This is a genomic window from Sphingobacterium mizutaii, from assembly GCF_900187125.1.
GTDB lineage: Bacteria > Bacteroidota > Bacteroidia > Sphingobacteriales > Sphingobacteriaceae > Sphingobacterium > Sphingobacterium mizutaii.
Window position 1 is genome coordinate 2,180,304 of sequence record NZ_LT906468.1, and the last position, 16,317, is coordinate 2,196,620.

Annotated in this window: 10 protein-coding genes; 7 read left to right on the forward strand and 3 right to left on the reverse strand. The window is 41.1% G+C overall.

Annotated elements, in window-relative coordinates; genetic code table 11:
- The first annotated feature begins 30 nt into the window (after window positions 1-30).
- The 3 genes from CKW03_RS09355 to CKW03_RS09365 are packed head-to-tail and all read left to right on the forward strand — an operon-like array spanning window position 31 to window position 2,778.
- On the forward strand, window positions 31-1,146 hold the full coding sequence (locus CKW03_RS09355) for an aldo/keto reductase (protein WP_197701001.1): 1,116 nt from the start codon (window positions 31-33) through the stop codon (window positions 1,144-1,146).
- Window positions 1,147-1,154: 8 nt separating this feature from the next.
- Window positions 1,155-2,021, forward strand: a complete 867-nt coding sequence (locus CKW03_RS09360) for an NAD(P)-dependent oxidoreductase (protein WP_093096093.1) — start codon at window positions 1,155-1,157, stop codon at window positions 2,019-2,021.
- A 16-nt stretch (window positions 2,022-2,037) separates the two neighbouring features.
- Entirely contained in the window at window positions 2,038-2,778 is a 741-nt protein-coding gene (locus tag CKW03_RS09365) for a dienelactone hydrolase family protein (RefSeq protein ID WP_093096095.1), read from the forward strand.
- A 932-nt stretch (window positions 2,779-3,710) separates the two neighbouring features.
- On the opposite strand, the gene CKW03_RS20365 is transcribed toward CKW03_RS09365, so the two are convergent.
- On the reverse strand, window positions 3,711-3,887 hold the full coding sequence (locus tag CKW03_RS20365; protein WP_157739463.1) for a hypothetical protein: 177 nt from the start codon (window positions 3,885-3,887) through the stop codon (window positions 3,711-3,713).
- 406 nt (window positions 3,888-4,293) lie between these two features.
- Here CKW03_RS20365 and CKW03_RS09370 point away from each other — a divergent pair, with 406 nt between their 5' ends.
- The 3 genes from CKW03_RS09370 (at window position 4,294) to CKW03_RS09380 (ending at window position 12,037) form a co-directional block, all read left to right on the forward strand.
- A complete protein-coding gene (locus tag CKW03_RS09370; protein WP_236736451.1) occupies window positions 4,294-7,527 on the forward strand; it encodes a SusC/RagA family TonB-linked outer membrane protein in 3,234 nt (1,077 codons plus the stop codon).
- Between the two features lie 12 nt (window positions 7,528-7,539).
- Entirely contained in the window at window positions 7,540-9,414 is a 1,875-nt protein-coding gene (locus tag CKW03_RS09375) for a RagB/SusD family nutrient uptake outer membrane protein (protein WP_093096098.1), read from the forward strand.
- Between the two features lie 160 nt (window positions 9,415-9,574).
- Window positions 9,575-12,037 (forward strand): phosphocholine-specific phospholipase C, encoded by a 2,463-nt coding sequence (locus CKW03_RS09380; RefSeq protein ID WP_093096099.1) that lies wholly within the window; start codon window positions 9,575-9,577, stop codon window positions 12,035-12,037.
- On the opposite strand, the gene CKW03_RS09385 is transcribed toward CKW03_RS09380, so the two are convergent.
- On the reverse strand, window positions 11,997-12,869 hold the full coding sequence (locus CKW03_RS09385; protein ID WP_093096101.1) for a universal stress protein: 873 nt from the start codon (window positions 12,867-12,869) through the stop codon (window positions 11,997-11,999). The two genes, CKW03_RS09380 and CKW03_RS09385, sit on opposite strands and share 41 nt — an antisense overlap.
- Window positions 12,870-13,049: 180 nt before the next feature.
- Here CKW03_RS09385 and CKW03_RS09390 point away from each other — a divergent pair, with 180 nt between their 5' ends.
- Window positions 13,050-15,725 (forward strand): cation-translocating P-type ATPase, encoded by a 2,676-nt coding sequence (locus CKW03_RS09390; RefSeq protein ID WP_093096103.1) that lies wholly within the window; start codon window positions 13,050-13,052, stop codon window positions 15,723-15,725.
- A 6-nt stretch (window positions 15,726-15,731) separates the two neighbouring features.
- Here the strand turns inward: CKW03_RS09390 and CKW03_RS09395 are convergent, their stop codons facing one another.
- Window positions 15,732-16,229 (reverse strand): thermonuclease family protein, encoded by a 498-nt coding sequence (locus CKW03_RS09395; protein ID WP_157739465.1) that lies wholly within the window; start codon window positions 16,227-16,229, stop codon window positions 15,732-15,734.
- Between the last annotated feature and the right edge of the window lie 88 nt (window positions 16,230-16,317).

Here is a 16,317-nt window from a genome sequence, read left to right on the forward strand (position 1 = left end):
GGTTTCAATAAATCTTTAAATAATCAATGAATGAATAGAAGAGATTTTATCAACCAAGGTTTAGTATTAGGAGGCAGTCTTTCCCTAGGCTGGAAATCCTATGCAGGAAATAGACCAACAAGCAAAGTAAATTTAATGGAAAATAACAATCAATCAGGAAGATTTCGTCCAAAGACCCTTAGTGGTTTTGGCGGTGTAGCATTAGGAAATGGCTTTAACCATAATACAGATTTAGCATGCCACGAGGCAATGGATGCAGCATGGAATGCTGGGGTCAGGTATTTCGATACTTCCCCATGGTACGGTTTGGGGATCAGTGAACGGAGAATGGGTCTGTACCTGAAGGAGAAAAATAAAGAGGAATACAGCATATCCAGCAAGATAGGAAGGATTTTGGTGCCGCACGATAATTACAAGCAGGAAGGCTTAATGTGGAAGGGGCAGATGAATGCCTCTTATAAATACGATTATTCGGCTGATGGAGCTAGGCGCTCGGTTGAAGATAGTTTACAAAGACTCGGTATTGGATCAATGGATATTGTGTTTGTGCATGATCTATCACCCGATAATGGCGATATGGGCAAGGATTGGATCTCTTATTTTGAAACGGCAAAGAATGGGGCCTTTAAGGAATTGACCAAGATGCGTGAGGAAGGAATTATCAAGGCTTGGGGCTTGGGTGTCAATACCATTGAACCTATCTTAAAAACAATGGAAGTTGCAGATCCCGATATTTTCCTGTCGGCTTGTCAATACTCGCTGATCCATTATGAAGACGACTTGAATCAGGTTTTTCCAAAAATTGCAGAAAAGGGATTGTCCATCGTGGTGGGTGCCCCCCTTTGTGCTGGTTTCTTAGCAGGGAAGCCTCGATACCTATATGGTTCCAAGATCCCGGAATTTGCGGCTGAAAAATTGAAGCAGCTCCAACAGGTTGCCGATAACCATCAAGTTGATCTAAGGACTGCTGCCTTACAGTTTTCAGCAGCACCAGAGGTAGTTTCTTCCGTAATTCCAGGGGCTAGTTCCGCCGAACAAGCCAAGCAAAACGCTGCTTCCTTCGAGGTGAAAATACCAAGTGCGTTCTGGGAAGAGCTAAAACATGAAAAGATTATTTCTGAACACGCTCCAGTACCAAATGCTTAAATTGCAGCATGGATAAAAAAGATAAAATCGGCTTCATCGGTTTGGGAAATATGGGGAAGCCAATGGCAAAGAATTTAGAAAAAGCTGGATTAGACCTCTATGTATACAACAGGACTCCAGAGAAAATGCAAGATTTTGCTGAAAAAAGCAGCCCTTGCAATGATATCGGAACCCTCGTAAAAAACTGCGATATCATATTCACTATGCTGACCAATGATGATGCCGTGCATGCCGTCTACGAGACGATATTGAGCATGGATATAAAAGGGAAGTTGTTTGTGGATATGAGTACCATTTCCCAAGATGCTTCCAAGACCATCTCGGAAATTACGAAAGCTAAAGGTGCCAGGTTTATCGATGCGCCGGTAGCAGGTAGTACCCAACCCGCCAAAGAAGGTACCTTGATTTTTATGGTCGGTGCTGAGGAAGAGGACAAACAGCGCGTTATGCCTTATCTGGAATTGATGGGTAAGGAAGTAAAATATATGGGTAAAAATGGAAAGGGAGTATCTGCCAAGCTCTGTATCAATTATTACCTATCCATTTTATATCAAGGTATGGCAGAGACTGTCCTGTTTGCAGAAAAACTTGGGATCACCCGGGAAGATATGATGAGCATTATCAATGAAAGCGCAAGTGGTAGTGGTGCATCTAAAGTGAAAACCGCTTCTATCATCAAGAATGAATTCCCGGCTGCCTTTTCGGTAGACCTTATGCTGAAAGATGTAAAATTGGCGGTAGATGCTGGTGCGGATTACCCATTGACCCAAGACGTCCTTAAAACCTATCAAGGAGCCAAGGATGCTGGCTTTGCTACAATGGATGTCATGAGTATTATCCCGTTCATCAAAGAGCATGGAAATTTAGAATCATAAATTAAATCTATAAATTATGAAAAACCAATCTTTTATAATTTTATTAAGTCTGCTGTTGAGCAACGCTGCATTTGGCCAAGAGCTCAAAGAAGTGGACTATAAAGAAGGTAACCAAGCCTTAAAAGGTATGGTCAGCAGTAATGCAGGTAAAAATCTACCAGGAGTTCTCATTCTTCCAGCATGGAAGGGCATTGATCAGGAAGCAAAAGATGCCGCTATAGCCCTTGAAAAAGAAGGTTATATAGCCTTTATTGCTGATATCTATGGAGTCGGCAATACACCAAAGGATAATGCTGCATCTTCAAAATTGTCCTCCCAGTATAAAAATGATTACCAAGCCTATCAAAAAAGAATACAAGCTGGCATAGACGAACTAAAGAAAGCTGGAGCAACCAAAGTCGCTGTCATAGGTTATTGTTTTGGTGGTACCGGAGCCTTAGAAACTGCTAGGGGAGGTTTGCCAGTAGAAGCCGTGGTCTGTATTCATGGTGGACTGGCAAAAGCGGCCGACCGTCCCAATGGCGAAATCAAAGCCAAGGTATTGGTCGAACACCCTGCGGATGATGCTGGTGTCAAGCCTGAGCATTATGAAAGCTTGGTCAAGGAATTGAATGAAGGGAAAGCTGATTGGCAGATCATCACCTACGCTAATTCTAAACATACCTTTACGAATCCTGAATCACCGGACTATAATCCAACGATGGCAAAACGCGCCTGGAACCATACGCTGATGTTTTTAAATGAAGTGTTGAAATAAGGGATATAGAACCCCATTGGGGGGTCCATTATTTTAGCAGATATGGCACGTTGGCCTAGATGTCGCGCAAAAACGCTGTTCGATTAATCGAACAGCGTTTTTGCATTAGCCCTATATCGTTCGATAACATTTCTAAAATAATTCATCCCCGATGGGGATGTATAGCGTAAATACCCATCCTTTCTTAGTGTCAAACTGAGGCACGAAGTTTCTCGGAACTATACAAACAATAATTGTATTGGCGTGCAGGTCCTCCATCTTCGATGGAGAATGACACGATCAAGGGGGGAGGACCATACAGATTCTTCACTATCCGTTCAGAATTAGAAAGTTGCTTGGGAGGGATTCAGAGCGCAGCGAAGAATCTATCTTTGTTTTTATACTTAGAGCGATTGTTATTGCGAACCGTAAGATGAGCAAATTATTTTTGTCGATTTAAAGGTGTGGAGAAAGTTTTTATTCACCCAAATGGGTGAAATTATTTCAGGTTTGTAAGAGGCGGGCGAATGCGATTCGCCCCTACCAAAATCGTCCCATTTCCTCGTCATCGCAAGATGAGCAAACCATTTTAAATGATTGTGATTAGTGCCTAATTCCTTGAGGGTTCCCTCGGGTTGACACAAAAAGGTTTTTATTTAAATACAGACTTTAACATTGACCTTATTTTGATCTTGTTTTCAAAATTCCCAATATGCCTCAAGCTATATCCCAATTGAACTTGGGGCATTCTGCATTTGCAGAAAAATAAAGGCCAAGAAAACACAAAAGAAACACAGAAAAATCCCAGCATAATTTCAGAGAAAATTTAAGCGATTTCCCGAACATGTCTCGAATGAGTCTCGAATCAGACCCGAATAAATTCCAACATTTTTATAGACAAAAAAAAGGAAATTTTGCCTTCGGAAATAATGGATTTTGTTTCTTGGGTCAGACTAATATCGAGCTGCTCTTTTAAACCTTTCCTTATAGAGATAGAGGTGGAATAGCGAGGTGATGAGCAAGGCTAATAGTAAGGCCCATTCACTGCTCATGATTTGCGTTTTAATGGAATACATAGCTGTCCATAGAAAGCTATTGAAAAAGATTAATAATGTGAGGATGGTTTTCATGTTAATAATTAATTATTTAAATTATTGCTTTCAAGATAATATTAAAAGCGTTCAAAATCAATGATTTACCTATAATTTTATATTAACTTTTTGTTTATTTCTTATTATTTCGTTTAGGAACAAATTAACTGCAATTCAGGGTTTGGTTTGTAATTAACAGGACGATTCGTTGGTTGTTATCCATTGTTACAAAATATTGTCAAATTTTTATTGAGGGTTTAATAATTTTTAATTTATTGAAAAGCAACTATTTGTTAAATGTTTGTTAAACAGTTAATTCTTAACAAACGAAAAATTCCCTGAAATTCTTAGTGGTTTATTGGTTAAAAGGTTTGTAGCTATTTTCCTTTTGACTATCTTAGGATTACTAAACATAAATCTATAATAACTTAAACGCCTTAATTCTATGGTTAAACGCCGCCATCTTTTCAATGGAAAGGGTGGGTTAAAAATGCTTCGGGTTGGAGGAATCACAATGCTTTGCAGTATTGCCTCCGTGTCCGCATTTTCCCATTCTGCAGTGCATGCAACTCATTTTGCAGAGCATTGGCAAAATCAAGTAACTGTAAGAGGAACAGTGAAAGATATCTCGACAGGCCAACCCTTGGCCGGAGTAACTGTAAGTATTAAAGGAACTAACCAAGCCACAACAACCGATGAAAATGGAAATTATTCTTTGGAAGGTGTGCCTGGGTCAGCAACCTTGGTATTTACTTCAGTGGGATTAGAGAAAAAAGAAGTCTCGGTCTCCAATCAATCCACCATCAACGTAGATCTTTCGCCTACATCCGATAATATCGATGAGGTCGTAGTCGTAGGTTATGGTACACAAAAGAAAGAAACCGTTACAGGAGCGGTGTCCGCTGTAAAAGGGGATGAGCTGAAAAAATCTCCTGCAATCAACCTATCCAATGCGATGGCAGGTCGTGTTCCCGGTGTGGTAGCGACGAACGGAAGTGGTGAACCTGGTTATGATGGTTCCAACATCCGTATTCGTGGTACAAACACCTTGGGAGATTCAGGACCATTGATCGTAATCGATGGTATCCCTGCACGTGCTGGTGGTATTGATCGATTGAACCCTGCAGATATCGAGAATATCTCGGTGCTGAAGGATGCGTCGGCAGCTATCTATGGTGCTCGTGCGGCAAACGGTGTAATCTTGGTAACGACAAAACGTGGTAAGACCGGCAAGCCATTGCTTTCTTATACCTTTAACCAAGGTTTTTCCCAACCTACAGTCGTTCCAAAATTGGCTGATGCTAGCCAATATGCGGAAATGAGAAATGAACTGGAGATCTATAAACTCCCAGTGGCAGAGTGGGGGGCAGCATTGGATGCCTTTAATTCAGCAGGATCCTATAAGCGACCGAATGGTAATTCGATAACGGCGCCGTTTGATCCAGAGGATAAGAAACTATTTGCTGATGGATCTGATCCTTGGGGGCACCCTAATACCGATTGGTACGGGGAAGCATTAAAGAACTGGTCTCCACAAGCCAAGCACAATGTGCAATTGGAAGGTGGTACTGAAGACCTTCGTTATTTAATGTCATTGGGATATCTAAACCAAGATGGATATTACAAGAATTCAGCAACCGGATATAAACAATATGATATCCGTGTGAACTTGGATGCGAATATCAACAAATACATCAAAACACAATTTGGAGTATTGGGTAGACAGGAAAATAGGAACTTCCCAACCAAGGGTGCAGGAACCATTTTCCGTATGCTGATGCGTGGTAACCCGACCATGCCAGCTTACTGGCCAAATGGAATGCCGGGGCCTGATATTGAATACGGGGAAAACCCAGTGGTTATTTCTACGGATGCAACAGGTTACGACCGCGATAAGCGCTATTATTTCCAAACCAATGGACAGATCGAGATCAAGATCCCTGGTGTGGAAGGTCTGAAAGTGACCGGTACTGCTGCCGTGGATAAATATGTAAGAGGAACCAAAAGATGGGAGATTCCATGGTTCTTATATACCTGGCAAGGTGACTACGAAGCCGATGGAACAACACCAAAATTGGTAGCTGGAAAAAGAGGTCCTGCAGAGCCTAGATTAAACCAAAGTAATGAAGATCAAATGAACGTTTTATTAGGTGCTGTGGCATCCTATGATAAAACCATTGGTGACCATATCTTTAATATCTTGGCTGGGGTAAACCGCGAAACCATCCGTAACGACAATTTCTCGGCGTTTAGAAGATACTTTATCTCTAATAATATCGACTATCTATTCGCTGGTGGTGATGCTGAAAAGGATAACAATGGTAGTGCTTGGGAAAGAGCTCGTTTGAACTATTTCGGTAGGTTAAACTACAACTATAAGAACAAATACATCGCTGAATTATTGTGGCGTGTGGACGGTTCTTACATGTTCCCTACAGATACCCGTTATGGTTTCTTCCCAGGAGCGATGTTAGGCTGGATGGTTTCCGAAGAGAATTTCTGGAAAGAGAATGTGCCTTTTGTAAATTATTTTAAAATCCGTGCATCCTATGGACAGATGGGTAACGATAATATCTATTTTGAAGGTGCATTACAAGAATATCAATACTTCAATACCTATGGTTTCAACTCTTACATTATCAATAATGAGATCGTAAAATCCCTAAGAGAAAGTCGCGTTCCGAATATGTTCATCACATGGGAGGTAGCCAACAACTACAACTTAGGTTTTGACCTCCAATTCTTGGGTGGAAAATTCAATGCTGAATTTGACTTATTCAAAAACAGCCGTGAAAGTATCCTTTGGAGAAGAAACGCATCTATTCCACAAAGTACAGGGATGACATTACCGGTAGAGAACATTGGTAAGGTAGATAACTCAGGTTTTGACTTGAATATCGGATACCGTGAGACTTTCGGTGAATTAGGATTCAGTGCTTCAGTAAACGGAGGATATGCGAAGAACAAGATCATTTTCTGGGATGAAGCACCAGGCGCACCAGAATGGCAAAAAAGTACAGGAAGAGCGATCAACGCAGGTATGTACTATATCTATGACGGCGTATTCAAAGATCAGGCAGAGATTGATGCGAACAAAATCGATTATAGCGATATCACAGGAAATCTACGTCCAGGAGATATGAAATACCAGGATTATGATGGAGATGGCAAAATTACTCCGGATGACCGTGTACGTCGTGATAAGAACAATGTTCCAACATTCCAAGGTGGTTTGAACCTAGGATTTACCTATAAGAACTTTGATCTATCTGTTTTATTACAAGGAGCCATGGGAGCAGAGACCCGTATCGGTACGGATGAGTCAGGAGCTATCGGTAACTACCTGATCGATTTCTATGAAAACCGTTGGTCTATTGATAACCCAAGCAGTGAACATCCACGTATTACAGACCGTAGCGATCAATACTTCTCCTACAACAATACCTATTGGATGCGAAACACCGATTACCTTCGTTTGAAAAACGTGGAATTAGGTTATAACGCACCAACAGACTGGACGAAGAAATTCGGCGTGAGCAGCCTAAGGGTATTTGTAAGTGGACAGAACTTGTTGACTTGGAGTGGAATGAAAGTTTATGATCCGGAATCGACCAATGCTATTGGGCATTATTACCCACAAGCAAGATTGATCAATTCAGGCGTAATGGTTTCTTTTTAAAAATAGATAGACATGAAATTTAAATTCAAATTACAATATATATCCTTGGCCTTTGTGGGGTTAATGGCTTCCTGTAATGATGATTTCGTCAGCACACGGCCATTAAACGAAGCGCCTGAGGAACTAGTGTGGACGGATGCCGCATTAGCACAAGCCTTTATCTATGAGATCTACAATGGATTTGGGGTTGGAGGATTCGAAGAGCAGCAGATGGCTTCGATGACGGATGAAGCATTATTTACCCACCCAGGCCGTGGTATCAATACGGTAACCGAAAGTCGCTCAAATGCTGCCGATCAAGGTTATATCATGGGCACCTATAGCTATGCCAATATGTATAGCCGCATTCGTGCAACCAATGTTGCCATCCAAAAATTAAGAGCTCCGGAAATTGAAAAAGCAAAAGCAGATCAATTATTGGGTGAAGCTTATTTCCTAAGGGCTTATTTTTATCAGCAATTGCTACGCTTTTATGGTGCAGTTCCTTTGGTAACCAAGGTTTACCAATTGGGTGAAGCCGATTATATGAAGGAAAGAAGTACCTATGATGAATGCGTTAACTTAATCGTGAGCGATTGTGATTCAGCGACAACCTTATTGACAGGCGTAGCGAAAGTAAACGGTCGTGCCAACGATGTTGCAGCACTTGCATTAAAAGCGAGGGTATTGACATATGCAGCCTCAGATCTGCATGATATCCCAACTGCCAAAGGTAAATCTGCTGTGATCAGCGGTTATTCAAAACCTGAATTCTTGGGTTATGTTTCTGGTGATAGGAGAGCAAGATGGCAAAAAGCAAAAGATGCAGCTAAGAAAGTTGTAGATCATGCTGAATATGCTTATCAAATGAACTTGACTGCACCAGCGACAGCTGAAGAAGGAAAGGCTAATTACTTAGATATCGCTATGGGCGGTGGAAGTAAAGTGGCCAATGCAGATGGTAAGAAAGATTTGATCTTAGGACGTTTCTTTGTGGATCTGAAGGATGAGCGTGGAGGCTGGGTAGGCCGTGATAACGGTCCTAACGGTTACCATAACTGGTCAGGAAACTCCCCAATCCAATTATTGGTTGATGACTATGAGTTTAGGTCAGGTGTGAAGTTTGATTGGAATAATCCTGCGCACAAAGCAGCTCCTTATACCGATCGTGACCCTAGGTTCTATATTACGATCAGTGCTGATGGTGCGGGTTGGAAACCAAGAACAGAAGATGTTCGTAATAGAGATCCATTCAATCAGATCCAAACAGGTCGTTATGAAATCGGTAACGGTTCAGGAACGAAAACGGTAGTGTTCGGATTGGATACCAGAAACAGTCCGATTGAGGATTGGAACGGTTCTTATACAGGATACTATTATAGAAAATTCGTGGATCCTAATCCAGGTATTGTTGACCAAAATACACGTCAGCAAATTCCTTGGCCTTTATTGCGCTACACAGAAGCCGTATTGAACTATGTGGAGGCTTGTATTGAATTAGGTGAGGATGCTGAAGCGAAAACTTGGTTGAACAAGATCCGCTTCCGTGCGGGTATGCCAGCAATTACCGAAACAGGAGCCGCATTGAAAGATCGCTACCGCAATGAGAGACGTATTGAACTTGCTTACGAAGAGCACCGTTTCTTTGATGCTCGCCGCTGGATGATTGCGCCAACTACCCTAGGTCGTAAAGTAACGATCATGGATGTTTTCGGACAATTGAAACCGGGTAAGACAGTTAGTCTTTATAAACATGATCCAGCAAATTATACGTATATCTATACGGTAAACACGCTGAACCCAGGTATTGAAAACAGAAGTTGGAATGACAAGATGTATTTCAGTTCATTCCATCGTGATGAAATCAATAGGAATACTAAATTATTGCAGAATCCTGGATACGAATAGGATTAGGTAAGTTTATAGATTGGCCCAACCGAAAGGTTGGGCTTTTTTATGTAATAATATTAAGTGAATAATAAGTTTAGGTTAATTCTTATGAATGTATTCGCTATCTTAAAGTTTAAACTGATTAAAATGATAGCTTTGTCGTCTAAACTGATTTTTAATGGATAATAGAAGAGAATTTCTAAAGAAAGCTTCAATGCTTGCAGGTTCCACTGCTGCCATAAACCTAATACCTGAATCAATACAAAAAGCTTTAGCCATTGATGCCAAGCCAGGAAGTAGTTACTTGGATGCGGAACACATTGTTTTCTTAATGCAAGAGAACAGATCATTTGATCATTGCTACGGCACCTTGAAAGGGGTCCGTGGATTTAATGACCCTCGGGCAATGAGGCAACCCAATGGTTTGCCAGTCTGGTACCAACAAAACAAAAACGCAGAGATCTATGCGCCCTTTCATTTGGATATAGAGAACACCAAAATTACCTGGATGGGAAGCCTTCCCCATGGTTGGCGAGACATGGTTGCGGCCCGAAATGAAGGAAAGATGGACACTTGGTTGGAAGCCAAACAAGCCGGCGATCCTGAATATAAGCATATCCCATTGACCATGGGTTATTTTGAAAGAAAGGATATCCCTTTTTATTATGCTTTTGCTGACGCCTTCACGGTATGTGACCAGCATTTCTGTTCGTCCCTGACCGGTACGAGTGCCAACCGTTCTTATTTTTGGTCCGGTACCGTTCGTGAAGAACCTCATAATCCGGAATCTACAGCACATGTCGACAATTCCCAGATCAATTATAAAGATGTAAGTTGGAAAACCTATCCAGAGCGATTACAGGAAGCTGGAATTCCTTGGAAGGTATACCAAAATGAGTTAAGTCTGCCCGTAGGTTTCGAAGGTGAAGAAGAAGATTGGTTGGCAAACTTTACAGACAATAACTTGGAATTCCATAAACAATACCATGTGAAATTCCATCCTGCCTATTATAGCTTTGCCCAGAAGAGAGTCAAAGAAATTGAACATTTATTGACGGTAGCAAAATTTGCTAATCAAGAAGCCTATCAAAAGGTGGTCAATGAATTGGAAGGGTATAAGAAGGATGTAGAGCAATATTCTCCTGAGAATTTTAAAAAACAAAGTAAGCAAGAGCAAGAAATCCATCTTCGTGCTTTTGCAACCAATACAAAGGATCCTAATTATCATCAGCTTTCGAAGATCAACGGCCAAGATGGAGTAGAGATTGAAGTGCCTAAAGGTGATGTATTCCATCAATTCCGTGAGGATGTGAAATCAGGAAATCTACCGGCTGTTTCATGGTTAGTGGCACCATGTCGTTTTTCGGATCATCCAGGTTCGCCATGGTATGGTGCTTGGTATGTTTCGGAGACCTTGGATATCTTGACTGCCAATCCGGAAGTATGGAAGAAGACCATCTTTATCCTGACCTATGATGAGAATGATGGCTATTTCGATCATATAGCACCTTTTATTTCCCCATTGAGCAGCAAAAAAGAAACTGGAGCTGTTCCTACAGGAATGAATACAGCAGATGAATATGTAACGGTGGAGCAAGAGACTAAAAGAACGGGTAAAAATACTGGGGTTCATGATAGTCCGATAGGATTGGGTTACCGTGTTCCCTTGGTGATTGCCTCGCCTTGGTCAAAAGGCGGTTGGGTAAATTCAGAAGTTTGTGACCATACCTCGACTTTACAGTTTTTAGAACATTTTATACAGAAAAAATACAAGAAGGAAGTCAAAGAAACCAACCTAACCGATTGGAGAAGGTTGATTTGTGGAAACTTGACCTCGGCTTTTAGACCTATTCCTGAAAATCAGAGACCAGCAATTGATTTTGTCAATAGAGATCAATATGTGGAAAGGATCTTCTCCGCGAAGGATAAATCCATTCCTGGAAACTTCCAAGCGATCAGTGCGGATAGTCTATCCAATATAAAGAACAACCTTTCCATGAATGCCGGTTTAGGATTGCAAGAAAAGGGGACCAAACCTGCTTGTGCTATCCCTTATGATATGGATGTGAACCTATCGGTAGAAGATGGAAAACTTTATTTCCATTTTGGTTTATATGGAAACCTAGCTCATAGCAAAACGGTGGGTGTACCATTCCAATTGATTTCGCATACTGCCTATGGGCCGAAGAATGAGGTGGGAAGAACTTGGAATTTTGCAGTTAAATCCAAGGAAGAATTGGTCTATAGTATAGATCTGGCGGATATAAAGAATGAAACGTTCTGTTTTTCAGTCCATGGACCGAATGGGTTCTATCGAGCATTTAAGGGTAAAGTGAAATCAGCATTTCCAAATTTGAAGGCTAATAGCAGCCACGCAAATATTGGTTTTCAATTGGAGCTTAAGAATTCGCCAGTAAATCTAAAAGTTCAGGATCCTTCCTATGGACATACAGCAAAAACCCTAGCTGCCAATAAGAGCAAAAAAGAGAGCTGGAAATTGGATAAATCCAATGGCTGGTATGATTTTGAAATTACTTCAGACCAAGATCCAGATCTTTTCATCAAATATGCAGGCCACATTGAGAATGGTAAACCAAGTATTACTGATCCCTTAATGGGTGGAGAAAATATTCTCGCATAAAGAAGCTTGGTACGGTCAATTCATTGGCGATCGATTTGGTTAAACTTTTCGAAAACAAGCTAGCAAAAAAACTTTTCCTGGTATACGTAAGAAGGAGTAAATCTACTCCTTCTTCCAGGATCATTTGCTCAATGCAATAGGGAATTGGCTGTTTGACATCAATTCTATTGATCATCTGTTTGCTCCTAAAAGTTATCGAGTTTACACCGGTATGTTTAAGCATCTTTTCTTCCCAATATAGAATAGTGTTCTGATCATTGCTTTTATTAGATTCAAGCACATGCATAAGAGTTAAATCAATGGCTGGGCTTGTTCTATGGATAAAACTATCGATCAGGTCAAATTCAGTTGCTTGGAAATTGGTCAGCATTCCGATCTTTTCCAATTTGAAATCCTGGTAGGATTCAGGGACCGCAATAACTCCGATTGGGGATTCCTGGATAATTTCGAATGTATTGCTACCAAACACCAATCCTTTTAATCCACTTGCCCCTTTGGTACCCATAATGATGAATGGGGCATTGTTTTCAGTGGCTACCTTTAAAATCGTTTCTGTTAAATTACCGTCGATACATGCCGTTGTTAATCCTAGTTTTGGAAATTCAGCTTTTATCCTGTTCTCCAATATCTGCATTTCATCGATGGAGGCAGCTTCATTGTGCTTCGCTACAGCTTCATTGAATTCTGTCGTGGCAAGTAGTCGGTCAAATTTCTGGTAAACATGGAGTACATGGATGTCCCAATTAAATTTGATCGCCAGATTTGCCGCATATTTTGTAGCTACCCATGCGTTTTCAGAAAAGTCAGTTGGAATTAAAAGTGCATTTTTCATAATACTAACGGTAGGATGTGTGTATTCCAAATATAGCCAAAAGAAAGGCCTTAATCAAGTTTTGCCTAGGCAAGCTGTGTACAAGGTCTTTTCTTAACTAAAATGGAGAGTGAAAGTGATTGAAATCATCGGAGGGAAGATGATTTAGAACTATTTTTGGGTTTCGAGTATTTAGACAATATGGCAGAAGAACAAAAATCAATTAGCAACAGCATTTATTCATCCAGCATAGATGAAGCGCTCAATACTATGGAAGTTAACCCTTCGGAGGGTTTATCGAATTCAGAAGTTGAAAAGCGCTTACAAGAATATGGAAAGAACAAACTTCAAGAACAGAAACGGAAATCTATATGGCGGATATTTTTTGAACAGCTGAATGATGCCTTGATCTATGTTTTGTTTGCAGCCGTTGGTATCACCTTTTTCATGGGGGAATATACCGATGGGATCATCATTCTGATTGTCATTTTGATCAATGCCTTTCTAGGACTTTTTCAGGAAGTGCGTGCGAATAATGCTATTGAGGCTTTGAGAAATCTGTCGCATCCAAAAGCCGTTGTGAAAAGAGATGGAAAGGTAGTGGAGATTGATTCCGAACTTCTGGTGCCTGGAGATATCGTGCTATTGGAAGCTGGAAGGTATATACCAGCAGATTTGCGATTGATTGAAACGGCCAATTTGCAGATCGATGAGTCTGCCTTGACGGGTGAGTCTGTGGCTGCAGAAAAAGATGCAGAGGCGAAATTTGATGAGGAATACATTCCATTGGGGGATCGGATCAACTTGGCCTATATGTCGACTTTAGTGACCTATGGTCGTGGAGTGGGTTTGGTGATTGGAACCTCCAATCAGACCGAGGTTGGTAAAATAGCTGGCTTCCTTGAAAGCGATGAGTCTGAAGAGACTCCGCTTGAGATTCGATTAGATCATTTGGGCAAGACCTTAGGAAAAGTGGCGATTGGTATCTGTGTGGTCATTTTTATTATATCCTATTTTCAGGGAAGAGATTTGACGGAAATGTTCTTGACCTCGGTATCCTTGGCTGTTGCCTCCATTCCTGAAGGTCTAGCGGCCATTGTTGCAATAGTTTTATCCATCGGGGTTACAAAAATGGCTAAGCAAAATGCCATTATCAAAAAGCTTCCGGCAGTGGAGACCTTAGGTTCGGTAAACATCGTCTGTTCTGACAAGACCGGTACTTTGACCCAAAATAAGATGACCGTCCAAGAAGCTTTTACCTTTAGTGATGACTTGATTTCGGTGGATGATGAAGGAGAGAATACATTTGAAGAAAATCTATTGGCAGAAGCGATGGTCCTGGCTTCTGATGCGACATTAGAAGAAGACAAACAAACAGGAGATCCAACCGAGGTGGCCTTATTGGCTCTTGCGGATCAATGGGAGATGGATAGGAAGGAGCTTCAAGATAAACAGCCGAGGGTAGATGAGTTGGCTTTTGATTCAGACCGGAAAATGATGTCGACCCTGCATAATCATGATTCCAAATATATCCTATATACAAAAGGCGCAGTAGATAGTCTCTTGCCGAACTGTAAGTACATTATTCAGAATGAGGAGTTGCACCCCATTACCGAGGAACATAAAAAGCAGATCGCTGATGCTGTAGAGACGATGTCCTCAAAAGCATTGCGGACTTTGGCCGTGGCCTTTAAAAAGAGCGATTCTAAAATAGATAAGGAAGAGTTTGAAAAGGATCTGGTTTTTATAGGGGTCGTAGGCATGATTGATCCACCGAGGGAAGAGGTTAAGGATTCTATTGAGAAGGCAAAAGAAGCTGGAGTAACGACTATCATGATTACCGGTGATCATGGCAATACGGCATTTGCGATCGCGAAAGAATTAGGTATTGCCGAAAATTTTGATCAAGTAACAACAGGGAAAGAAATCAATGCTATTTCTTATGAGGAGTTGGAATCGCATATTGGCGATTATCGGGTCTTTGCTCGGGTTTCACCAGAGCATAAGGTCAATATCGTTAAAGCTTTTAAATCGAAAGGGAATATTGTTTCCATGACCGGAGATGGGGTAAATGATGCACCATCCTTGAATGCTGCTGATATTGGAGTGGCTATGGGTATCACAGGGACGGATGTGGCTAAGAATGCTTCGGATATGATCCTTGCTGATGATAACTTTTCGACGATCATTGGTGCGATTGAACAAGGCCGAAATATCTATAATAATATCAAGAAGTCGGTCGTGTTTCTATTGGCTAGTAATTTGGGTGAGGTCATTACCATGTTGGTGACCATCGTGGCTGGATTGCCTGTTCCTCTATTGGCGACTCAACTGTTATGGATCAATTTAATTACAGATACCTTGCCGGCGGTGGCCTTAGGAATGGATCCTGGGGATCCGAACGTCATGAAGGAAAAACCACGGGAATTGAATGAAAACTTCTTTTCACATGGCGGTACGCAACGGGTTGTTGTAGCTGGAATATTGATTGGTTTGTTGACAGCCGCAGCGTTTTTGATCGGCTATTTTGAACATGGCTACAATCCATTCAATGATCAAATACCTGAGGAGATACATTCCTATGCGCGCACTATGGCATTCTTGACCATAATCGCCTGTCAATTGTTTTATTCCCTGTCCTTCAGGAGTGAGCATAAATCCATCTTTAAGGTTGGAATATTCTCGAATAAATATTTAGTTTTTGCGATTATTCTGGGATTTGCCCTGCAATTATTGGTGTTGTTTGTGCCTGTTTTAAGGGAATCGTTTAAACTTCAGATCATTGGTATCAATGATTGGTTGAAGGTGCTTGGTTTTGGTTTAGTGCCGCTATTTGTCAACGAATTGTTTAAGCTGATAAAGAATAAAGCCAATTAGTTTTAACTATTTGGCTTTCAATTTTTGCTGTTGGCGTTTTATTTTTCGGAATTCCCAAGGTGCTGTAGCCGTCTTGAGGGACCAGATATTCATTTTATTGAGCTTAGCCTCAGATTCCGCTAGTGCATATTCTTCTGATTGATCGAATTGGGTGAAGTGCCATGCCAGTCCAACTTTTAATAAACTTAAGTTTACTTCCAAGCCATCCACATAAACCTTGCCGATGGCACGTTTATAATGGTCATAGTCGAGAATGGCTACTTCCACTTGTTTCTGGAAGCAGAGTTTACCCACATAATCTTTTGCTACTTGATAATAATCTTGGCCTTTCTCGGGGCTGTCAATTCCATGGAGCCTGATCCTATGCTGTTGGTTTAAGCTATCCAGAACCGTCATGGTATCACCATCCGAGATCCTGACCACTTTGCCTTTCAGTAATTCTTGGGCTAGGGCAGTTTGGGAAATAAACAAAAGGATGAAGGTAAACTTCAGTAGATGCTTCATGCTGCAAAAATAGCAATACATCCCACGAGACAAATAGGATAGCAGGAATATTACGGAGCGATTCCCATAATCCATTAGTTGTAAGTTG